This is a genomic window from Vibrio aphrogenes (genome assembly GCF_002157735.2).
GTDB classification, from domain to species: Bacteria; Pseudomonadota; Gammaproteobacteria; order Enterobacterales; family Vibrionaceae; genus Vibrio; species Vibrio aphrogenes.
Genome location: NZ_AP018690.1, coordinates 49146 through 72738, shown reverse-complemented (window position 1 = coordinate 72738; position 23593 = coordinate 49146). Strand labels below are relative to the sequence as shown.

Annotated in this window: 17 protein-coding genes and 1 CRISPR repeat array; of the genes, 5 read left to right on the top strand and 12 right to left on the bottom strand. The window is 41.1% G+C overall.

Annotated features, from left to right (window positions below):
- Window positions 1-102: 102 nt before the first annotated feature.
- Window positions 103-2710: a CRISPR direct-repeat array (repeat unit 28 nt; unit sequence TTTCTAAGCTGCCTGGGAGGCAGTGAAC).
- A gap of 142 nt (window positions 2711-2852) precedes the next feature.
- From cas6f to VCA1004_RS11585, 7 genes are all read right to left on the bottom strand, one after another.
- Window positions 2853-3509, bottom strand: a complete 657-nt coding sequence (gene cas6f, locus VCA1004_RS11615; protein WP_086981314.1) for a type I-F CRISPR-associated endoribonuclease Cas6/Csy4 — start codon at window positions 3507-3509, stop codon at window positions 2853-2855.
- A gap of 23 nt (window positions 3510-3532) precedes the next feature.
- Window positions 3533-4567: a type I-F CRISPR-associated protein Csy3 gene (gene csy3 / locus VCA1004_RS11610; RefSeq protein WP_086981313.1), complete on the bottom strand. Its 1035-nt coding sequence runs from the start codon at window positions 4565-4567 to the stop codon at window positions 3533-3535.
- A gap of 25 nt (window positions 4568-4592) precedes the next feature.
- On the bottom strand, window positions 4593-5537 hold the full coding sequence (gene csy2, locus VCA1004_RS11605; protein WP_126000536.1) for a type I-F CRISPR-associated protein Csy2: 945 nt from the start codon (window positions 5535-5537) through the stop codon (window positions 4593-4595).
- Window positions 5534-6787 (bottom strand): type I-F CRISPR-associated protein Csy1, encoded by a 1254-nt coding sequence (csy1, locus tag VCA1004_RS11600; RefSeq protein WP_086981311.1) that lies wholly within the window; start codon window positions 6785-6787, stop codon window positions 5534-5536. The genes csy2 and csy1 overlap by 4 nt, the downstream gene beginning before the upstream one ends.
- Window positions 6788-7006: 219 nt before the next feature.
- On the bottom strand, window positions 7007-10357 hold the full coding sequence (gene cas3f, locus VCA1004_RS11595) for a type I-F CRISPR-associated helicase Cas3f (protein WP_086981310.1): 3351 nt from the start codon (window positions 10355-10357) through the stop codon (window positions 7007-7009).
- Window positions 10354-11334 (bottom strand): type I-F CRISPR-associated endonuclease Cas1f, encoded by a 981-nt coding sequence (gene cas1f, locus VCA1004_RS11590; protein ID WP_086981309.1) that lies wholly within the window; start codon window positions 11332-11334, stop codon window positions 10354-10356. The genes cas3f and cas1f overlap by 4 nt, the downstream gene beginning before the upstream one ends.
- 110 nt (window positions 11335-11444) lie before the next feature.
- Window positions 11445-12275, bottom strand: coding sequence for a helix-turn-helix transcriptional regulator (locus VCA1004_RS11585; RefSeq protein ID WP_086981308.1), 831 nt, complete (start codon window positions 12273-12275; stop codon window positions 11445-11447).
- A gap of 258 nt (window positions 12276-12533) precedes the next feature.
- Between VCA1004_RS11585 and VCA1004_RS11580 the strand changes: the two genes are divergently transcribed.
- A complete protein-coding gene (locus tag VCA1004_RS11580) occupies window positions 12534-14207 on the top strand; it encodes an RluA family pseudouridine synthase (protein ID WP_086981307.1) in 1674 nt (557 codons plus the stop codon).
- Here VCA1004_RS11580 and VCA1004_RS11575 read toward each other — a convergent pair.
- Complete coding sequence (locus VCA1004_RS11575) at window positions 14204-14767, bottom strand: sugar O-acetyltransferase (RefSeq protein ID WP_086981306.1); 564 nt, start codon at window positions 14765-14767, stop codon at window positions 14204-14206. The two genes, VCA1004_RS11580 and VCA1004_RS11575, sit on opposite strands and share 4 nt — an antisense overlap.
- A 233-nt stretch (window positions 14768-15000) precedes the next feature.
- Here VCA1004_RS11575 and VCA1004_RS11570 point away from each other — a divergent pair, with 233 nt between their 5' ends.
- Window positions 15001-16218 (top strand): polysaccharide deacetylase family protein, encoded by a 1218-nt coding sequence (locus VCA1004_RS11570; RefSeq protein ID WP_086981305.1) that lies wholly within the window; start codon window positions 15001-15003, stop codon window positions 16216-16218.
- A gap of 114 nt (window positions 16219-16332) precedes the next feature.
- Here VCA1004_RS11570 and VCA1004_RS11565 read toward each other — a convergent pair whose 3' ends face one another.
- A complete protein-coding gene (locus VCA1004_RS11565; protein ID WP_086981304.1) occupies window positions 16333-16716 on the bottom strand; it encodes a cytochrome b562 in 384 nt (127 codons plus the stop codon).
- A gap of 405 nt (window positions 16717-17121) precedes the next feature.
- On the opposite strand from VCA1004_RS11565, the gene VCA1004_RS11560 reads away from it, so the two are divergent.
- On the top strand, window positions 17122-18324 hold the full coding sequence (locus VCA1004_RS11560; protein ID WP_232012671.1) for a multidrug effflux MFS transporter: 1203 nt from the start codon (window positions 17122-17124) through the stop codon (window positions 18322-18324).
- A gap of 217 nt (window positions 18325-18541) precedes the next feature.
- On the opposite strand, the gene VCA1004_RS11555 is transcribed toward VCA1004_RS11560, so the two are convergent.
- Together VCA1004_RS11555 and VCA1004_RS11550 are read right to left on the bottom strand one after the other, a co-directional pair.
- Complete coding sequence (locus VCA1004_RS11555; RefSeq protein ID WP_086981302.1) at window positions 18542-19228, bottom strand: haloacid dehalogenase type II; 687 nt, start codon at window positions 19226-19228, stop codon at window positions 18542-18544.
- Window positions 19229-19323: 95 nt separating this feature from the next.
- Window positions 19324-20532: an MFS transporter gene (locus VCA1004_RS11550; RefSeq protein WP_086981420.1), complete on the bottom strand. Its 1209-nt coding sequence runs from the start codon at window positions 20530-20532 to the stop codon at window positions 19324-19326.
- Window positions 20533-20637: 105 nt separating this feature from the next.
- Between VCA1004_RS11550 and VCA1004_RS11545 the strand changes: the two genes are divergently transcribed.
- Window positions 20638-21549 carry a LysR family transcriptional regulator gene (locus VCA1004_RS11545; RefSeq protein WP_086981301.1) on the top strand — a complete coding sequence of 304 codons (912 nt, stop codon included), beginning with the start codon at window positions 20638-20640 and terminating at the stop codon, window positions 21547-21549.
- A gap of 349 nt (window positions 21550-21898) precedes the next feature.
- Window positions 21899-23056 (top strand): MFS transporter, encoded by a 1158-nt coding sequence (locus VCA1004_RS11540; protein ID WP_086981300.1) that lies wholly within the window; start codon window positions 21899-21901, stop codon window positions 23054-23056.
- A gap of 41 nt (window positions 23057-23097) precedes the next feature.
- Here VCA1004_RS11540 and VCA1004_RS11535 read toward each other — a convergent pair whose 3' ends face one another.
- The gene (locus tag VCA1004_RS11535; protein ID WP_086981299.1) at window positions 23098-23541 is read right to left on the bottom strand and encodes a MarR family winged helix-turn-helix transcriptional regulator; all 444 of its coding nucleotides are present in this window, start codon (window positions 23539-23541) and stop codon (window positions 23098-23100) included.
- Between the last annotated feature and the right edge of the window lie 52 nt (window positions 23542-23593).

Below are 23593 nucleotides of genomic sequence, written 5' to 3'. Positions count from 1 at the left end.
CTGAGAGGCGCTCACTTTTTTGTTGTTTGAGATAAACAAGAAAAATCACCCAGCCTCACATCAAAATACTTTCCATATATTTTCCTCTTTACATCTCGCTTCTTTATAAGCTGCCTATGCGGCAGTGAACCGTTTGATGTATTCGTCATCGCCACGTTCTTCTTTCTAAGCTGCCTATGCGGCAGTGAACAACCGTGGCGTGTCTTTGTTGCATTCGACTCTTTTCTAAGCTGCCTATGCGGCAGTGAACGATCAGTTCACACATAGCTGCACCGATTTGGTTTTCTAAGCTGCCTGGGAGGCAGTGAACTGGTAACACACTAAAAACACACAACAGGCGATTTTCTAAGCTGCCTGGGAGGCAGTGAACGTGTTGCGCACGGTGGTATTGATGAAATCCCCTTTCTAAGCTGCCTGGGAGGCAGTGAACTTAAAGGCGGTTTTTGTTCTTCTGTTCCACAATTTCTAAGCTGCCTGGGAGGCAGTGAACTACAAGCCTTTACTTATGATTATATGCTGTGTTTTCTAAGCTGCCTGGGAGGCAGTGAACAATAAGCGTTATTCGTATCACTTGGAGTGCTTTTTCTAAGCTGCCTGGGAGGCAGTGAACTTTTTATACTTAACTTCTTGGAATGCTTGCACTTTCTAAGCTGCCTGGGAGGCAGTGAACTTATGCCAGCTATACTTATTCCAGCTTTGCAATTTCTAAGCTGCCTGGGAGGCAGTGAACCATACACTATCGACGGCAAGTTAGCACACGGATTTCTAAGCTGCCTGGGAGGCAGTGAACATCCGCGCTCTCTATCCATAACAAGCATATTATTTCTAAGCTGCCTGGGAGGCAGTGAACGTGAAAGCTGAGGTTTGCCAGTTTTCAGGGTGTTTCTAAGCTGCCTGGGAGGCAGTGAACAATTAAGACTTCCACTTCCTAAGCTTCATATATTTCTAAGCTGCCTGGGAGGCAGTGAACTTGCGGAAGTGTTTGGCATTCCGGTGCGTGTGTTTCTAAGCTGCCTGGGAGGCAGTGAACGTGATTACAAGCCTGAACTAACCGAAGGGCAATTTCTAAGCTGCCTGGGAGGCAGTGAACTGTATGTGCAAACCTATGCGCAAGTCATTGATTTTCTAAGCTGCCTGGGAGGCAGTGAACTGAATAAGGCTTCTGATCGTGAAGTCCCATCATTTCTAAGCTGCCTGGGAGGCAGTGAACTTAGTGGCAATCATTTGTTCAATTGCGCCATTTTTCTAAGCTGCCTAGGAGGCAGTGAACTTTTTGCGGTAACGTGCAGCGCGTTCTGCTGGTTTCTAAGCTGCCTGGGAGGCAGTGAACGTGATGTGATGCTCGATGTTGCCGACAACATATTTCTAAGCTGCCTGGGAGGCAGTGAACAAGTAGTTGTTATTGGTTGCGAACATTCGCAATTTCTAAGCTGCCTGGGAGGCAGTGAACAAGCGAGAGTACGCATCTTTCTGTGCTCCTGTTTTCTAAGCTGCCTGGGAGGCAGTGAACTTAAAGACGGCAAGCAATATATGAGCTTTGACTTTCTAAGCTGCCTGGGAGGCAGTGAACCTCGTTTTTTGAACATGGTAACAACGCCTAAATTTCTAAGCTGCCTGGGAGGCAGTGAACCAGAGCGTAAAGATGCGTTCAATATTGTGCGTTTTCTAAGCTGCCTGGGAGGCAGTGAACCCTTCAATATTCCAATCTCTGCAAACTCAACATTTCTAAGCTGCCTGGGAGGCAGTGAACGTCTGTGAAGTTGGTTGACCGTTTTGCTGATTTTTCTAAGCTGCCTGGGAGGCAGTGAACAAAAAGATTTGAATGTTGAAGTTGGGGGGGCTTTTCTAAGCTGCCTGGGAGGCAGTGAACCTGTTGTTTCCGATGCTCAACGCTACGGTATATTTCTAAGCTGCCTGGGAGGCAGTGAACCCTATTCAGTGTTGCCGCCCTATTATACTCATTTTCTAAGCTGCCTGGGAGGCAGTGAACAACGATAAAGCTTAACAATGGAAGGCTCAACATTTCTAAGCTGCCTGGGAGGCAGTGAACATCCGCGCTCCCTATCCATAACAAGCATATTATTTCTAAGCTGCCTGGGAGGCAGTGAACAAAAAGGGGAGGTATTAGCTCCCCTAAAGAACTTTCTAAGCTGCCTGGGAGGCAGTGAACAATTACAGCTCGAATCTATTCAATTTGCTTATTTTCTAAGCTGCCTGGGAGGCAGTGAACATTGATAAGCCTCAACGCCAAGTTTTTATTGATTTCTAAGCTGCCTGGGAGGCAGTGAACGATCATGCTTAGAATATTCAACTGCCAAGTAATTTCTAAGCTGCCTGGGAGGCAGTGAACCAGGTAACAGTTCTATGAACTGTTTACCTATTTTTCTAAGCTGCCTGGGAGGCAGTGAACAATTAGGCGCATTGTTTGCACTTGGTGAAAAATTTCTAAGCTGCCTGGGAGGCAGTGAACAAATTCGTTGATAAAAATCCGGATACCAATCATTTCTAAGCTGCCTGGGAGGCAGTGAACCATGAAATGTTCATGGGTTCAATATCTTCAAATTTCTAAGCTGCCTGGGAGGCAGTGAACATCTTCACTAAGCGCAAATAATGCACCTAATTTTTCTAAGCTGCCTGGGAGGCAGTGAACTAAGTTTTTTAACTCAATTGGTCGGGATTAACTTTCTAAGCTGCCTGGGAGGCAGTGAACAATAGAATAACAACCAAAAAATAAGTTACAACAGGAAGATAGATAAAAATAACCATTTTTACCTTATAAATATCACCCTATTGTAACCCCGTGTTTTTAAAGCTTATTTTTAAAGAGCAAATTTTATTGGTATTGAATTACATCAATCAAACCACGGTACAGTCATTCCATCTTCAACACTGCGGCGGCTTAAACCATAACATGTAAATTGCTTACTGTTTTCACTAGGTTTATCAACAACTTGTTTTTCTATGAATAACTTAAAGTTTTTTCGTTGTTCGTGAGCAACCATTTTATCTGTCGATAAACTAGTTAGATTAATGTAAGGCAAAGCCGATTTTTCTTCATAGTTTTCAATGGATTTTAGTAAGTTGTTTTTTGTTTCTTCAAAATCTAAACCATGCTTGTTAGATAAATATTCCGCCCGCTTAGCCACATTCAAGCGTAACTTTTCTGGTGACTTATGTTGCCAACGTTTAAAATAAACAAACTTTTCAACCTTTTCTGGTACTGGTTTAATATTTTTAATATGGACATAGTCTTCTAACCGAGACAGCCAACGTACCACATCAACCTTTGTTAACTCTTGCTCAGATCTGGCTAACAACCTCAACTTATCCCCTAACGGAAAACCTTTATTTAAGCCGTATTGCGGAAAAGAAATACCAATAGCTGAGTCCTTCTCTCCGATTTTATTTTCCACCAGCATCAGATGTATTTGCTGATACACTTTAAACCAAAGAAAGCCAAGATTAATTTCAGTATCCGGTAAAAGAGTGATATCGAGATAATATTTCATGTTCTCTCCTCTAAACATTTAAACTATTTATCGCTTTCACCAAATACACCACCACGCACCAATACCGCCATAACGTAATGCTCGTCTTCAACACGACTTAATTTTTCTCCACGAGCCCAAGCATCAAAGAAAGTATAAAAGTCTTGTTTTTCTTTTGGCGTTCTGTATGCCTTTCCTAAGTTAGTCACTGCACCATAAGGTTCTATTGCGATTGGACCTGCTGTTTTCTCATTATCATCAAATTCTGGGTACCAAGTATCGATGCTGCGAAGTGCATTCCCTATTTTTTGTGAATGCATAGCGGCAATTCCTTGGTTATCGTATAAAATCTTGCTTTTTTTACCTTTACCTTTATCAAGCACTAATTCTTCGCTTGGGTAGACTTCTTGCGCTTTACCCACTTGTGCAAAACAATTGATTTCTAACATTAAAAAATCATCATCGCTTGATAATGCCGTCGCAATACGCTCACCTAATTCAATCACCTGTTGATCATCATTATTGAAGTGACGGGTACTAAATTGTGTTGCATCAAATATCCATGATTGTTTGCTGTCTTTATTTAATGCGTTAACTTGTACTTCTATATTTTCAGCACCGACACGGTTACGCCATAAAAAACGAGCATTAGCCAAGTTCAAGGCATAACGTTTACCTAACTCTTTAAAACCCTCTTTGCCAATGTAGTCACGTACGGCACTACTGTAACTTTGTTTAAAGAGCGCGTTGTTACACACGGAAGGTTGATGAACGCCGCCGAGTATTTTTAATGTAAAGTGTAGCTTTAAGGTGTCTTGCTCTGGCGCAAGTGCACAACTATCAACAGTTTGTAAGTTGGCTTTTTCTACCTCCGCATTTAACTTTACAGGATCACTTTTAATCGCCGCTTTTAAGCGATTTGAAATCGTACCACGCACAGATTTTTCAATTAATTTCAGCGGTGTTTGATACGCTTTATTGTTACGTTCATTCCACTGTGTGCCATACATATAACCATCTGATGGTACAAGCTTTTTTTTAAATGCTAATACTGATGCGGTGTCTTGATTTTTAGCCATGATAATTTTCCTTTAATAAATTAAGTTATGCGTAATACGAGTCTTCAATTTCTTGTTCGGTTTGAATGATTTTTTGAGTTTGAGCACAAAGATATAAATTATTGGTTTGATCCGTTTGATAACGCCACAATATTTCATCAATTGATTTAATGCTGTGTGGCATTTTAAATTCCCCAAGAGTAACAACGCTTTCAGCGAAACGATGCGGGGTGTTTGGATCACGCTGATTCTTGGCTTCACCTAATTCGGTTAAACCATGAAAACCGGTTGCAATAGGTACAAGCCAGCCTTTATTTTTACGTTTACTTGTCCATACCACTTTCTCTTCACTCGTTTCATCTGCTCTTTTTTCACAGTGGTGATGAATAACGAGATTATCTAGCAAGGCATCCATCGCGTCCTGTCCCGCTATCATTGCCTCTGTCATTAAATCTCGCCGTTCAATAATGGCGTAACCAGGCATTAGTTTTCGCGTTAGGTTATTTAAATCTTTTGAATTTCCCTCTTCTATTTTAAAAAACTGAGGTTCTTTAACGTTTAAAATATCCCCACCTGCCATTTTCATCGTACTATTAAGTAAGTGGATTATTTTTTCTTGTAAAATTGGTTCATCGTCTTTTTCTATTCCTGTGTATTCAAGCACTAATGACACGTCTAGGTGGCAACGAGCTTCTTCAATAAAAGCACTTCTCGCTCCGGTTTTATCTAATGGGTTACCAGTACCGATAATGGAATAAACAAAGTCATCTACGCCTTTATGGGTTTGTAAATCACATTGATGGCTAATTACGGCAACGCTATTAAATTTGATACTCACACAACCTTGAGAGTTTAATTTTCGTTGTAATGCGTGTATAGCACCAAGCCAAGCCGTCATGGCAGGAAAACCAATGGTAAATGGACTAGACAAGGCATTAGCGTTATGTACTTTTATATGCGGCAATAATAACAATCGCTTTATGTTACTCATTTTAAAAACCCCCGATTACGCTCAATAACTTCGGCAAAAAATAGACGCTCAGCCTCTCCAAGTTTAATCGCATTCTTAGCCAATACTTGTTCGTAACTACGGATTAACCATGCTGAAATTTCAGTCACTAATGAATCTAACCATTGCTCTGATTTTTCTCTTTCATTAGCTAAATCATTATGTAACCAAGTACGTTGCACACTTGATAATGAAGAAGTATCAGCGTGGAATTGTTGTGAAACAGCACGCACTGACCACATTTTTTCAATGAGTAAATCTATGATCTGTTGAAGATAACGGTCGCGTGCATCACGTATTTTGATATTGTTATAATCCGCCAGAAACAATTTATGTAGCCTTTTAAAGATGTCGGCATATTCGTATTGTTTAAACGATTCAACAAAAAAATCACTTCTCGGAAAATGTATATTGCGTTTTTCAATACTCGGTGGCAACGAGGATAAAAGATGAGCCTTACCTCCATTTTGATTATTTAAAACGCTAATATTTTGCGGTTTAGTGCCACCATAACCTATTGTAGTTAGACCATAAACTTCGCTGAAACTTTGCTCACTAAACTCATTTTTACGTTTTTTATCACGCAACTCTTTTACCTCATCTGAAAAGCGTAACTTGTCTAATCTCGAACGTAATTGATAAACCATACCTGAATTTGTTAAAAGCGATAATTGGTGGTAGTCATCATCAACAGGAAAGTAAACCTGTTTGATTTTAGAACTGGTAATACTTTCTGATGCACTTTCAATCATGGCTAAAAAACCATTTCTCAGCTCTTGATAATTAGTCGACTGAATAGTTAATAATGTTTGCGCTAATTCAGTTTCTTGCTGAATATGAGTCAACAAGTCAACGCCATCATGCATAGACAAAGTTAGAAATTTATAGACATCTAATGCGGCGGCATTACCTAATGCATCTGTAGTTACAACCACGTTACCCGTTTTTAAAAAACCATCTTCAATTCTGTCTATTTCAGCTAAAACAGACGACACATAGCCGTTTTTGTTTTTTCGAGCACTTGGGTGACTGAATGTGCAGGGGTGAGTAGATATAGATATTTGACCAGCTCTTTTTGCAGCATTAGGTAACCACTCGTTTAATGAAAACTGCTGCTCGCATAATTTCTCTAGTTCTTTTATTTCATGCTCTTGCATTGCTGCTTTTACATTCTTTTTTAACCACGCTTCTTTGCGTTCAGCAAAGTAACTCTGTATTGCAGGATCTAGCATTGTTGATCTCCTTAATTTTCAACTTGAAAATACGATAAAGTAAAAACAAAAACCGATCAACCTCATAATGATTAATTTATTTAAAATTAAGTATTTTAATATCGTGCTTTTTGCTTCCTACTTTTTTATACTTTGGTATCTGCCATAAAGGCAGCTTAGAAATCATATTGATTTATTTATTTGTTCACTGCCATATAGGCAGCCTAAGCCTGATTAAAACTAATCAGGCTTTTTTACTTTAACTAAACCAAGCTGGTCGTTGTATTCGTATTGAGCATTTTCACGTTCTACCATATTTATTTCTCCGTAACGTAATGACACCCGCTTAGGTGTAGCTAACCACGGCTCACTGAGGTAGTTGGTTAACAAGTTTTGATAATTACGTTCAAACCATAAGTTTTTTCTCTGTTGTTCTGTTAACTCTATTTTATTAATGTTTTTTATCGTTTCTCGATTGATCGCTTGATGATTAATATCTAACAAAGGTTTGCCTGCTTCATCTTTTTCAGTGAAGTAACAACAATCTTCTGTCTCGTTATAGAACAAAAATAAGTTAATACTCGGCTCACTATTTCTAAACGGTGCTAATACTTGTGGCAATGCCGTTAAATACCACGTTTCATTTAAATAGCCTTGCATGGTATTTGCGCCAAACGCTGAAAAATTTGTCAGTTGCGCAGCCGTTACTTGATGCTCAATGAATGCTAATAATTGCTTATCTGCTTGAGTCGGTATTTTTATACGTGGAATAGCGTTTAACCTTTCACTAATAGACTGTTCATTTACTAACTTAGTAAGATCATGATGATGTAAAGTTTTATCCCAACCATCCTCATAGCCAGGTCTAATAAAGTACTTTTCACCCGGTTTATCATTCGCTTGAAAAGTTTTGAAGTTATATTGCATTAATCCAATATTTGGGAGCTGCGTTTCCTCTGCCCTATGGCGACGCACACGCCCAGCCAATTGCACAATTGAGCGATAAGATGAGGGTTCTATAATTGCCCAATCAAAATCATGATCCCGCCCTACTTCTTCAACAGGCGTTGCGACTAAAATAAAAATGATGTTTTTTGTTTTACTGCTCTTTTGGCTAGCAGAATCTAAATGTTGACGAATAACAGCGTCTGAAAATGCTTGCGGTGGTTCACCGGCTTGCTCTTTACGTTTTAACACTGCATCTAGGTGCTTTTCTTGTTCATGTCGAAGTAATAGTACTTGCTGACTATGGTATGCCATGACTTTTACTTGAGTATCTTCAGGGTAATCAGCTTGTAAAAGGTGTTTAGTTAGCTCAACACAGGGCGTAATATTGGCAACCCGCACCACCCCAAAAGACACTTTTATTTGTGTTTTTGGATCAATACTATGATGTTGTTTATGCATTGAGAAAATGGCTTGCTTAACGGTTGAAAAATAAGTCGCTTGCTTTGTTTCTTCCGTTAATTGGCTGTTCAAATCTAAAGGACAAGCCACTATTTCAGCTTTATGCTTTACAAGTTGTTTAGTTAACTTAGCCACTCGCTTATTAATAAACTGATTATGGCTTTCTTGGTATTGCTGACGAGCGGTTTCACTTTGTTGTACGCTTACACTACACACTTGCGTTGTGAACTCATCTATCCACGCACAGCCAATTTCAGCTTTCGCATCATCGCGGCTACTACTAAATAGCTGCCAGCCCTTTTTGTAAGCATTGAAATAACCAAGCGCTATAGCTGGAGGAATGGTTGCCGATGAGATCATAACTTTTCTACCGAGCATGCCCGCTAAATGAATTAGCCGCCCGATAGCAATTAAATCACTCCCAGTAAAATCGTCTATTTCATCTATCACCAAGTCTGACGACATTAACCGTAAACTAGGAAGAATATAACGACCGCCACGCTTTGTTTCAGTGGCTGCCATCATGTGATCGATAGTGCAAGCGAGTACTGGTGCGTATAAAAACTGTTTATCTTTAGTGCAAGTTAATACCGTACTTAGCCCTTCTTCGGGTATTTCACAATCGTAATCAATGAATTCCTCTAGCAAGCGTTCTTTAGATTCGGAGCCAAATATTTCTTCGCTGATTTCATCTTGTTTAAGTTCACGTTGATTATGTAGCTCGGCGACAGCTCTTGAGCCAATTAACACCGCTAAATCGTCTTTTGTTAGACCAATTCTATCGCGATACTCATCACCTGTTTGCAAGGTTAAGGTACGTAAGCCAAGTGCAAGGATATAACGTAAGCTTTTACCATCACTAGATAATGCACGCATCACTTTGGCGTTAGCAAAGGTTTTACCGCAGCCTGTGCTTGCCATGTTCACCGCAAAAAAACCAGATACTTTTTTATCCTGTAGTGCTTGCCACTCATTAATTCTTACAACGGCTTTATCTTGCCATTTGTATTTTGGATCTGAGCTGGCTTTTCTTAACACTTGAATATCAGTTGCAATGGGAAGCTCTTTTTCAAAAGCAGGTAATAGATGTGCTGTATTTAAAGCATTTTGAGCAACGCCAACTAAATGTTCATCAAGTTTTTGCTTTAACTCACTGGTATCTCGATCCGTATTAGCAAATAACCCTGTGCTATCCTGCCAATTTTTGGCGGCATCTTGTGATGAATAGAAATGATCCCCCAGCATTAAACACAAACGCGCATGATGTAATACCAAACGATAACTACCATCTTGTATAGCAGACTCAAGCAAAGGTAAGCTATTCACTAAACTAATAGCCCAGCGCTTAATTTTTTTCGTCCATGGTTTTGATTGTGATAACAAGCCATTTGGAAATTCAAAACATTGCTTAACACGTTTATTGTATTCGGTAAGATCTTGCGTGTTTTCATACCCCCATTCTTGAGTGATGCGTTTAAGCATTGAAGATAAATCAGGCGCTTTTTCATCACGCCAATCACTCTTGATATAAGGTAAACGGTGATGAGATACAATCAACCAAGCGAGCAGTTTAGCGCCATTAGGCAGCTTATCTAATGGTGTAGAGTTTGGGGCCTTAAGGCTGTCTTTTAATTGACTTTCAATAAAGCCATTTTGTACTAAATCAGTTAACCACTTTTCATCATCGTTACTATTTACTAAAGCCTTGAGCAATAATACAGAGATCCATTCATGCCTTAGCGGATCGCCTTTGAATTTATTTTTACTTGTTGGTTTCAACTTTTCTTGAAATAACAGTGAAGCCTTCCCCCAGTCATGCAGTAATGCCGAAAGGCCTGCAAGTGATTTTATTAAGGGTAGATATTTCCAATCATTTTCTATTTCATTATTTAACAAATTTCTTCTCGTAATATTCACAGGCACCACACCCTGCTCATTAAATTTATTTTTATTTCCCACCACCCACAAAAACTGGCTTCTTGAGCGGGAACGTATCCAATGGCAACTCACGGCGGTGCTGCGGCTTGCGGTTTTACGTAGCATTTTTTTAACGGTTAATAAGCCATCTTCTGTGATCAAGGTTTGCCAGGTGTTGTCACCGATCCGGTTAGCAAAAGCATCCAGCACTCGGCGGGTTTTCTTTAAGGCATTCTTCTCGCACTGAGATACAAGGATCACTATCATTGTGTTGTGTCCTCTTGCGTTGACGTATCCACTTTTTGAGATAAAGCGACTTCTTTGACAGTATTAAACATAAAGTCGAGGGCTTTATTGTCGGTGAAAGCTTGTAAGACTTGTTGGCGAAACTCTTGCTCGCTAGATTGCTCTTTGGCACACACAAACGCCCAAGGGAGAACGATGGCATCTTTGATAAGATCCGCCACATCAAACACCAAGGCCCCACGTCGAGTTTTTCCGTGCATCACTGCAAAACCATGAGGAATACCTAAAACCCAAAGTGTGCAAGCGGCCAAACCATACGCTAAGTAATTACCATGGTTTAAGAAGTCGTTCGCTAGATCTGTCGATTGGTGTTGGCGCTTAAAGTTTTCCTGTTTGGTGGTATTGGCGGCGTATTTGTATAAACGCTTGGTAAGTTGGGCTTCGGTGAGCAACAAATCACTTTGCTTTGTAGCGGCATTAGTTCGTTGGTAAAAATCGGCTAAAAAGCCTTGGATCTCTTGGCTATTAAAATCAAAGCCTTCTATTTTTAAATCACGGTTTTTACTCCACACCATTTCTAAATAATCAATGCGAGCTTGTTGAAATTGTTTGGCAACGTCCAATCTCTTTTGATCCTCAAACCAAAAGCCCATCCAACCCTGTAAATATTCTGTTGGCCGATATTCACTCTGTGGCGTCATCCATTCTATTTCGCAGCCCATATATAATGGTGTTCCGCCACCACCAGAAAACCCAACTAAAACCCCTGCTTGTGCCAACATGCGCATGGCCGCTTGCGTTATCGATGTCCCGTTACCTAATAACAGTACGGTAGTATTGGCAATAGGAATATTAAAATACGCGTTCTCTTTACTTGATTCAGTCAGATACAAGACACGCCCATCTTTTTGCATCACACGGCAATATTCTAAATAATAAATATTGGCGCGCTTCGAATGTAAGATAGCTTTTAGATCCGATGGGCTAAAATTGTCCATGTTTATCTCCCACTGTTTTTCTTTAACTTAAAGAGTAAGGTTATTACGTACAATACTGTTCATTTCCCCATGTAAACTCACTTAACACTTTTTGCATTTCGAAGAGTGACTTATTCATACAACCATTGCTTTACGTCATCTCGGTTTACAAGCACCAATTGTTGTGCTTCAGGTACACCGTCGAGATACTTGGTATTGACTTGCATGGCTTTGAGTAAGTAGTTCACTAAAGCGGCACGTGTAGTGAGTACCAATTGACCGTTTATCATTTGATAATCATTAATAAGGACATTTTGCTTTTCTGTATTTAAACGCGGATCGGGAGCCAGAATGACTATAACGTCCGTGTTCCAAGCCTCATCTTGTTGTGAACCATACTGAGATTGATCGAGCACTTCAGGGGCATCACGAAAGCGAGTTAATACCAGATCTCGATAGCCTTGAGATTTTTCGCAATAGCCTCGTACATGCCAACGCAGACCAGTATTAACAAAAGTGTGGGGATGAAAAATTCGCCCTTCTTCATCAGGATGTGAAAGAGAAATATAATTTACTTCTAAACGTTTATGTTCACGTACAGCTTGAATTAAGCGCTGAATGACTACGGGTGACACATTACGACTTGGCAAAGAAATACTGGTGGCTTTATGGTGTAAATCTTGAGGTTGTGAAGGGTTAAATTGTTGGCTCATCAACCAATTTAAATAGATTTCAATATCAGGTGTCATGAGAGTCGGTTGAAAATCCCCTTCCACGATATGCCGACTTTTAGACACCATAGAAATAGGATAATACTGCGCTTCATAAGCCTTAATATCTTGATGAGCTTGCTGACGGGAAATACCAAATTGCTCGGTTATTTGCCGTTTAGTAAACCCACCCTCCCAATACAGTAATAACTCTATGAACTGCCAACGAATGTATTGCTGATTGACTTTCATCACGCATTCCCAAATATAAATAATACTATGTTTTTATTAGATTTATTTAAATAGGGTCACTTCAAATATTTCAAATTTCCCTCAAAAACATTACCTCTAACATTCTCTTGATAGGTACAATAAATACTGCTTTCAAAGTAAAGTAGCCAAAAATTCTGTTGTAAATCTATAATCAAACCGAATACTCACATCCCCCAAATTGGTAATCTCACTTCAAACCAGTACAATTGGCGTGATTTTTTTATCTGAGCCTTTGTCATGTCTTGTTTTACCCCGTTTATCACCGATGTTTCCCATATTGCCTTACCGAAAAAATTCACCTTTCCCTTTTGTTATGAGCCGCATCCGCTCAGTGACATTGCCGCTAAGCAATTACAGCAACATTTATTAACGCAACAAGATTGGCAGCATAACTTTGGTTTAGATCATCCAAGTGATTCAAATGCTAGTGGCAAAATGTTTGGGGTGTTAGTGGTCAAAAATGCTCAAGGTGAGCTTGGCTATTTGTCGGCTTTTTCCGGAAAATTAGCTGAGCAAAACCATCTGCCACATTTTGTTCCACCAGTTTTTGATATGTTGGTCGAAGGGGATTTTTTTCTTCAAGGCACCGCACCGATCAATGAGATTAATGCCAAAATAAAACAACTGAAAGCCGATACAAGCTTGTCGATACTGCAAACGCAAATTGTTGAAAGTAATCAGCAAGCAAGCGCTGAATTAGAAGCATTGCGCCTCTCCATTATTGAAAATCGCAAACAAAGAAAAGCCTTACGTCAGCAAGCAGAAGCCAGTTTACAAGGGGATGCATTGCAAAACGTATTAGCGGACTTAGCCAAGCAAAGTGTCGCTGAAAAAGCGCAGCAAAAATACCTAAAGGCACACTGGGCTCAGACCATTAGCAAAGCAGAACAAGCCTTACAAAGCAAAATGGTCGTGATAGAGCAGCTCAAACAGGAACGTAAAACCTTATCCTCACAGCTACAGCAGAAATTGTTCGCGCAATACCAATTTTTCAATCAAGACCAACAGGCAAAATCGCTGTTAGATATTTTCCAGCACACCGATAACCCAACGCCACCAGCCGGTTCTGGCGAATGTGCGGCTCCAAAGTTGTTGCACTATGCGTTTGCTCATCAATTTACGCCAATTTGTATGGCTGAGTTTTGGTGGGGCGCTTCACCAAAGTCTGAAATTCGCCAACATAAAAAGTATTACCCTGCTTGCCAAAGTAAATGCCAACCGATTTTGACGCACATGTTAGATGGCATCGCCTTAGAGCCTAATCCGCTATTAGACAATCCAGCGCAAGATCAGGACATTGAGCTTTTATATCAAGATGACGCTATGGTGGTGATCAATAAACCTGCGGAGTTTTTATCCGTACCTGGCGTGAATATCAAAGATTCAGCTTACACACGATTGCAAGCCCTCTATCCTAATGTTGAAGGGCCTTTCGTCATTCATCGACTGGATATGTCAACCTCGGGAATACTGGTATTTGCGTTAACGCGTCGAGCCAATAAAAGCCTGCAAAAGCAATTTATTACTCGCGGCGTAGAAAAACGCTACGTGGCATTATTAAATGGTGAATTGACACAATCACAAGGAGACATCACCCTGCCCTTGCGTGGTGATCTCGAGGATAGACCAAGACAAATGGTGTGTTTTGAACATGGAAAGGCCGCAGAAACTCATTGGCAATTACTCGAGACCGTAGAGGGTCGTAGTAAAGTCTATTTGTACCCGAAAACAGGCCGCACTCACCAACTGCGCGTCCATTGCGCCCACCAAAATGGCTTGAATATGCCGATTGTAGGAGATGATCTCTATGGTGAAAAAGCCAACCGCTTACACTTGCATGCACAGCGCTTAGCGTTTGATCATCCTTATACCAAACAAAGAATGGTGTTTGAGGTGGAGGCTGACTTTTAGCCTTGTGAATGTGGCGTAATTTTTCGAATCAATGTTGCTGGAGTGCCACCGTATAAGCAGTCTGGCGGCACATCTTTTGTCACCACCGAATTAGCGGCAATGACTGAGCGTGCACCAATGGTAACACCTTGTAGAATAACGCTGTTGCCGCCAATCCAAACATCATCTTCCACCACAATCGGCAGGCTGAATGTTTCCCAACGGCGGCGGCTTTCAAAATCTAAAGAATGGCTGGCGGTATAAAACTGTACATTGGGCGCAATTAACACATGGTCCCCAATGGTAATTCTTGCGTTATCCAACATGGTGACATTCATATTCACAAAGGTCGATTTGCCAATTGAAATAGGTTTACCAAATTCACAATGAAAAGGTGGTGTGATAATGCTCTCTTGCCCCAACTTTCCCAGCATTTGTTGTAAAATTGCTTGTTGCTCAGGAAGTGTGATCGATTGATTTAATTGCAATTTTAACTGGCTTGCCTTTTCTCGCACCTCAGAAATACTCGCATCTAAGCCATCAAAATCCATTCCTTGCAGCATCTTTTCAAATTCGGTCATTCCCAAGTTCTCATTATTATCAGTCAATTCACGTGATACTAGCCGCTCACCTTGATGCGAGCAATCAAGATAGCCTTTCTGCGTTTGGGAATTTGCCCTTCATCAAGTAATCGATAGTTTTATCATTTTCATCGTCATTTAACTTGCTTTCCATTTCCACACATTTAAGGAAACAAGGCTATATTTGTCTTTATGCTTAACCTATTTACAGTGTAAAGAAGGGAAAAGACAAGATGAAAAGAGCTTTCTATTGGGCCTTATTGTGTCCGCTTATATTGGCTAATATCACAACGCTACGAGCCGCTAATGTTGCCCCTTCTCAACAACCACCAGCTGGGATTCCCTTAAATGACGTTCCACAATTCATTGCCATTGCCTTTGATGATAATCACTTAGTCGATGGGCAACGCTGGGTATTACAACAATGGGGACGGCGGACTAACCCCTTAGGTCATGGACAAAAACAGACTTATGATGGGCAGCCGATTCACACCACCTTTTTCAATCATTGTGAAGGGATCTTAAAAAATAACGAGCTCGCCACCCACACAGGACATGTAAAAGAAACTTGGTATCGTGCTCACTTATTCGGTCACGAAATGGCGAATCACACGCTCAATCACTTCAACGGCGTCACGTTTTCCGCTGAGCAATGGCAACAACAAATTGGTGAGTGTCAGCAACTTATGAGCCAACCTTTTACTCAAACTGACCCTGAATTCCCGAATGACCAACAAGGCATTGATGCCCAAGCACTCGGTTTTCGCGCGCCCTATTTAGCCTATTCTGAGGCCATGTTTTCTGCCTTAAAAAAGCTGGGGATTCGCTACGATGCCAGTATTACGGAAGGTTACGATCCGGCGCATCATGCAGGTAATTCATTTTGGCCTTATACTTTAGACAACGGCAGTCCGGGAGCTGAACTGATGACAAGCCAAGGCCGCCAACCGCCGATTTCTCACAATGCAGGTTCCTATTCTGCAGGTTTCCACTATGCAGGATTATGGGAAATCCCTGTTTATACCTTATTAATACCGGATGATGAAACCAGCCAGCAATATGGAATCCACTATTCATTACGCGATAAAATCGCCTCAAACTTTAATGCCTTTGATCGCCACAACCCCAAAATTGAATCAAGCGATCATCACCTCTTTTATATCGCCAAACTGTCGGGCCCTGAAGTGCTTGCCATATTGAAATACAATGTTGAGCAACGCCTACTCGGTAATAAAGCGCCACTGACTTTTCTTGCCCATTCTGACTATTACGATGACCAATTTGATTTATGGCACCCCACTCACACTACGGCAGCTCAACGCCGTCAAACTCTGGAAGCATTTTTAGATTACGTATTATCGGCTCCGCAAAACCGAGTGGTCAGCCATATTGAGTTACTCAAATGGTTAGAAAACCCACAACCTTTAAATCCATCTTTAGAATTGCCTTAGAATCGTTTTTCTTTCATTTGCCGTGATGATGTCATTCACGCACTACTCAGGCATAAAAAAACGAGCACTTAGTGAATGCTCGTTTTATATTGATTTCATCAACCATTTAGGCAATTAACCAAACAACTTACTCCAAATACTTGGGTTGCGTTTGTCGTGGTATTCTTCACGCAGTTCATCAACTTGACGTAATTCTTGTTTTGCAGCGTCAAATTGGCCCGCCTCTAAACTGCTTTCAACACTATTTAGGGTCACGGTCAATTTGTTAAACCCTTCTAGGTACACTTGTTGTTTTTCTGCTGGGTAAGAACCTTGTTTGGCGTTATCAACCAAGGCTTTTAATTTTGTCACCGGAGCTTTCATTTCATCGATCGTCTGCGCTTCGGCAGCTTGTTTAAATTCGAGTTTCATCTCTTTCATGGTGGCTTTAAGGTCAAAACCAGCTGCGTATACATTTGCGGTGACCAATAACGCAATAAAGGGGATGATCTTTTTCATAATAAACCTACCTGTTTTGAAATGACGACAATAGTTTACCCAAGCTGAACTGAGAAGCCCAAGGAGAACTTGTATTAAGGTGTTACAACGTGATGAGCCACAAGCTAAGAAGGTATTCTCCTTCACTCTATACTGCAAACTATACTGCGAAGGCCCTCTATATCTCGAAGGGCCATCGATTCCAGTGAATAAATTCACACCATTCAAAGTTCAAATTGATGATTAAATTAACCGTAGCTGAGGTTAAATTAGTGTAAACCCACTAGCAAGATAAGAGTGGTTTTCTTATGATGAATGTGCGAATTTGCCAAGCTATCCGATCTCCAGATCTCAAGGTATATTGATGGCTTCAACAATCGCGCCCTTTTGGTCATTCCCCCATTGATAAGCAGTTTGGAGCATTCTTTGAAAGCCACTCAAAAGTATTTAAACAAAGGCAGCCTATTACTTTTTTTAATTGTCATTAGTGCGTTTCCACCGCTGACAACTGACCTTTATCTTCCTGCTTTGCCCACCATGATAGATTCGTTAAATACGACGCAAACCTTAGTCAATCTCACATTAAGTGTGTATTTTGCAGCCTACGCGATTGGCTTATTGTTTTGGGGGCCATTAAGCGAAAAGTTTGGTCGTAAGCCTGTCATGCTGCTCGGCTTGATGATTTATATTTCAGCCAGTTTGCTGTGCGGTTTTTCTGAGCAGATTGAAGTTTTAATTACCGGTCGCTTATTGCAAGCTTTTGGTGGTAGTGCCGTAACGGTCGTCGCCACCGCCATTGTCAAAGATTTATATGATGGTCGTGAACGTGCCAAAATCATGGCGACCATTATGTCTTTAGTGATCATCGCACCTATGGTCGCGCCAATTTTAGGGGCTTTTTTATTAAAGATAGGCTCTTGGCACATGATGTTTTTTGCTTTAGCGATTTTTGGTAGCGTGTCGGCTATCTTTGCTCTGCTGTACACTGAAACCCTCCCCCAACGCTACACCGGCTCGATGCTGCAAGCTTGGGGACGTTTAGGCACTGTGATTAAAAATCCTAATTTCATTGTGTTATTGATCATCTTTACCACACCACCCATGGCATTGCTGTCATTTCTTGCAGTCGGCTCGTATGTCTATATTGATCAATTTGGCCTGTCGGAGCAAATGTTCAGTTATGCCTTTTCATTCAATGCCTTGGTCGCCTCATTCGGCCCAACAATTTACATCAAACTGTCGCGTAAAATTGCGGTAGAAAAGCTCATTACTACCAGCTTTATTGGGTTAATGTTATGTGGCGTATTGATGTATTCCATCGGCCACTGGTCGCCTTGGGCCTTTGCCTTCATTGCAGCACCAGCCACATTAATGGCTTTGATTTTACGAGTACCGGGCACTAACTTAATGCTCGATCAACAAAGCAGCGATACTGGTTCGGCAGTTGCCATCATTCAATTTTGCTCCATGATGTTTGGGGCTTTAGGCATGACATTAGTGTCTTTGCATCCAGATACCCTAATCAAAAACCTCGGCACCATTCAATTTACGGTCGGGCTATTTACTCTTGTGATTTGGATCATCGTAAGAAAGAAAACCTTTGTGACCCAACACATTCAGGATTGTTAACCCAAGAAAGAACAAGAAATAAATAGGCGGCTAAACAGATAAATAGATAAATAGATAAATAGATAAACAAATAGGCAAATAAATAGATAAAACAAAGGCTGGCACCTCCTAAGAGATGCCAGCCTTTGTCGGTTAATCGCTTATGCTTTAACGCTCAATAAAGTTTAACTGCCAATAAGCTTTGACGGGCAATAAGCTTTAACGGCCCATAATAAGCTTAACCGCCAATAATTTGGTCAGCAAAATCATTGAGATCTTGCGCCACAAAATCCGGTTGTGGGACGTTATCCACCAATAACAAATTATTGTTAGGACGAGTAATAAACGCCGCAGAACACCCCGCTGCCTGTGCGCCTAATGTGTCCCATAAATGACAAGCCACCAAACAAATTTTTGATAATGGTACGCCCAACTGTTTTGCCGAATGCTGATAAGTTTTAGGGTGCGGTTTAAAAACACCGACTTCATCAACACTGATTTGGTGCGTAAAAAAATCACTCAACCCAGCTTTTTCCAATAAGGTTGGAGAGGCCGTTGGCGGCGAGTTAGTTAATGTTGCCAATTGAAATCCTGCTGCCTTTAAGCGTGTAAGCGCAGGCCGTGCATCCGGGTGTGGCGGCAAATTCCCCATTAAGGATTTGAATTCTTCGAGATCTTGCTCAGAAATCTCACGCTGATGGTTGGCAGCCACCATTTTTAATGTGCCCACCGCTAACTGCCCAAAAGGTTGATACAAACCTGAGACGGTGATCGCTTGTGAATACAACACCAACTCAGCAAACCAATTGCGTAAGACTGCTGAATCATCAAACACGCGAGCAAAAAAGGGTTCTAAACAAGTAATATCGAGCAGTGTTTCATTTACATCAAACAACAAAACATCAACGTTCTTTCTGCTATTCATGGGATTCATCCTGTAATGAGTTAAAAATCAGGCTAGCTAAAATACCGTGAGCTCACAGCATGGCTAACTCACGATACCTTTGGTTTAAATTAAGGCTACTTTTTAGCCAGCGCGTTAATCACGATACTAAACACGATAAAGGCAATACTTACCGCCACCACACCTGGCCATTGGTACAAGGCAAACGCTTTTACCCCGGCAACAGAGCCTACCGCGCCACCTAAATAATATCCCAACATGTAGATACCATTGATACGGCTTTGCGCACTCGGGTCAATGCTAAACACCCGTACTTGGTTAGCAACTTGCGCACTGAAGACAGCAAAATCAATCAGAATAATACCGATAATTAAAGCCCATAAGTTACCGATAAAGACTCCGGTTAGCGCAAACCCTATCGCTGCTAAAATCAACACCATCATCACCAGTTTTCTGGAGCCAAGAGCATTCACCCATTTACCCGATGATTTGGCACCGATCACGCCCGCTAGAGCAATCACACCAAATAAACCAGCTTGTTGAGCATTATAGTGAAATGGTGCATCACTCACATACAAGGCTAAGGTCGCCCACAACACATTAAAAGCGGCAAACCAACAAGCACCGGCTAAGGTATAAATACGCAATGACTTATGTTGCACAAAAAGCGCTAAGGTACTTTTTAACAACGCTCCATAGCTCAAGCTGGTTTGCGGTTGATTCTTAGGTAAAAAGGCCCGTAATAAAATGCCAAAGATCGCTGCCAATAATGCCGACATAATAAATACACTGCGCCAGCCAAAATGTTCTCCAACGAAACCACTTAAGGTCCGTGATAACAGAATGCCCAACGTTAAGCCCATCATTAAGGTGCCTAGCGTTGCGCCTTTTTGTTCAGGTGTCACCATTGAGGCCGCAAATGGAATTAATTGCTGGGTAATATTGGCGCTGACACCAATCAAAAAGACCGCTAATAATAATAATGAAAAGCTCGGCGTGATCACCGCCACCACACAAGCGGCCACTAACAGGCACGACAAAATGCCAATTAAACGGCGGCGAGGCACGGAATCCCCAAGCGGTGAAATAAATAATAAAGCAAAGGCGTAACCAAATTGGGTTAAAGAAGGGACACCGCCAATTTGCGAATCACTTAAATTAAATTCATGCGCGATCAAAGGTAAAATCGGTTGGTTATAGTATAAATTGGCCGCCGTTGCGGCAATCGCTGTGGTCATCAACAATAAGATAAATCGACTTAATGTTGGAGAAGATGTGGAATTATTCATCATAAACTCATTTGAAAAAAACAATGAGAGCAGCATAATGCTTACGGATGAATAACAAAAATGATAAGATTTTATCGAATCTATATCAAAGTTGTATAGATGCCCTTTCATGGACTCCATCATTATTAAAATGAGCCAATCATGGATATCAAACAGTTAAAAAGTTTCATCAGTGTGGCGAAACATCAAAGCTTTTCCGATGCGGCCAAACAATTGCATACGGTGCAGCCTGCGATCAGCCGCCATATTTCGGCACTTGAAAGTGAACTTGGGGTGACGCTTTTTCAGCGCAATTCCAGAGACGTTACTATTACCCAAGCCGGTGAGCAGTTACTCAAAGATGCCTCAGCGATTTTAGCCTTAACCGAGCAAGCGAAAACCCAGGTCAAACGTGCTCATAGCGGACAACTTGGCACCCTTAATATTGCGCATTTAAGTTCTGCCTGCTTGGCTTTTATGGCAAAGCTCGTTCGCTTGTATAAAGCGCAATTTCCCCACGTGCACATTACTTTGTTTGAAATGACGGCAACAGAGCAAATAGAAGCGCTCAAAAAAGATCAAATTGATATTTCGTTTTCTCGCCCTTTACCAAATGCAATTGCGGATGATTATTTCAAACACGATATTTATATCGATAAACTGGTGGCAATCGTCAATGAAAACCACCCGTTAGCGACCGCAACGTCTATTACGATCACGCAATTAAAAGAAGATCCTTTCATTATTTTTAATCGCGATGAAGCTCTGGGGCTGTTCGATGAAACCATTATGCTGTGTAAACAAGCTGGCTTTTCACCCAACATCATTAGCCAACCTAGGCACATGCAAACCTTAGTCACTGAGGTTGCAGCAGGATTGGGGGTTGCCATTGCGCCATATTGTCTGCGGAAGTTGTACAGTGAGGGCTGTCATTTTATTGAAATAGAAAAAACTAACTCTTATATTCCCGTGCAGCTTCAATATAAACAATCGAACCAAAGTGCGACTACGCGTGCTTTTGTGGACATCGCCTTAAATACCAGAGAAGAAATCCAACGCCTCATGGCGGATTAATTTGTTTCCAACACAATGACAGCAATAAATAAGTGAAAAGCTGAACTTAACAACAGCAGGCTGAAATTTAACAGCAAAAGACTAATAAATCTCAGGCTAGGTAACTTTGCCTAGCTTGTTGATTCAACATTGAGTCTATTTCCAAGGCTCCCACCTCTTTCTATCTCATCCATGTTCTCACCGTCTCATTCATGCCCTCTCAATCCTATTCATTGTTGAATCTATACAAATAAGGCATAGATTCGATAGTTTTTTATCATTTTTGTTATTCATGTGGACGCTTTATTATTTTTCTTCAATCACTCGCCTTTCTTTTTAACCAACTTTTGGCATTGTTTTAGGTATTGCTATGAAAAATTTAAGCGCTTTAGGCCGCTACACCTTATTGTGTATTGCCTGTTTAACCATCATGGTCGGGGCGGTAGTTGCTCCGGGATTGATCAGTTTATCCGAAGCCCTCGGTGTGACAGATAACTCAGTGTTATTAATGACATTGCCCGCGTTAGGCGCTGTTATTTTTGCTCCTGCAGCCGGCAAACTCATCGACAAATTTGGGGCTTACCCTTCCTTGATTTATGGTCTGTTTTTTTACGGATTGTTAGGCGTCACCGTCTATTGGTTGCATGGCCCAGTAGCAGTATTTATTAACCGCATTTTATTAGGTGGGATCACTTCGGTAGTAATGGCCGGTTGTACTGTTTTGATTTCACAATGGTATTTTGGCAAAGCACGCTTAGGCATGATCGCCAAACAAGGCATGGCCATCGAATTGGGCGGGGTAATTTTCTTATTCATTGGCGGCATGTTAGCCACTCAGCACTGGGCCTTGCCTTTGTCTTTATATTTAATTGCTTGGGTCTTTTTAATCATGCTGGTGCTTTTTGTGCCACGTCAACACCCAGCAGAGCCTAGTACCGACAATCAAAGCCAACATACTGAAACAACACAAGGCTTAACATTAAAAGGTATTTACTTAGTCGCAGTACTGTCGATGGTGACTTTCTTCACCGCCATTGTTTCGTTACCCAAAACCATGCACGCACAAAATTATACCGAAGACCAAGTAGGCTTTTTATTAGCTTTTATCTCATTAGTCGCTGTTGTTGCCGCTCACTTTATGCCCAAACTGACCAACGCCATGAGCGAATCAAAAATATTGATAGTAGCGTTCCTTTGTTATGGCGTGGCCAGCTTATGTTTTACCCAAGATGGTACTTTGGTTTTGGTGATGGGAGCTATTTTTAATGGGGCAGGATTCGGTTTTAGTATTCCTTTACTCAATCACATGACCGTTGAACGCAGCGCAGCGAATGTCCGTGGACGTAATTTATCTTACTTTACGATGTCGGTATTTTCTGGTCAGTTCCTAACATCATTTATTGAATATATTCCCGGAGAAGCGAGTCATGTCTTTCTCAGCTCACTCATGGTCTGTGTCTTGGTGATCGTTGGTTTATTTCTTCAGCCTAAGGAACAAAAACGCAATCACGACGTCCACAATCTATAAGGTTAGAAAATACCAAGAATTAACTGATTCACTCTGGTAATCTAACCGAGATGTTCCGAACCCATTTTACGGATTAAGCGTAAAAACTCATTGAACTCATCTTCTGTCAAACACTCGAAAAGTTGACATTCGATAGCGGTAATATGAGTTTTTACTTTTTTCAGCTCATCTTCTGCTAATGGCGTTATGTGTAACATCTTGATTTTTTTGTTGTGTTCAGCTTTGGAAGTGGTGAGATAACCATGCTCAACCAAGTTATCCACCATACGTTTTGTGGCGCTGCGTTCATTTTTAACAATGTCTGCCAGTTGCTGCTGATTGAGCGGACTGTTTTCTTGTACCGCAGCAAGATATCTCGACATTTCCAGAGTCATCAATTGCTGTTTGGCTAATTCAGCGGCGACACGATTGCGAAAAAGACGGTGAATTGCACCACAAAGAAACATCGGTTGACGTTCAATTTTTTCGTTAAGGAGTGTTTTCATCGTTAGGCTTCTTATTGTTGATTTTATAATGAGAAAAATAGCGTCCTATGCT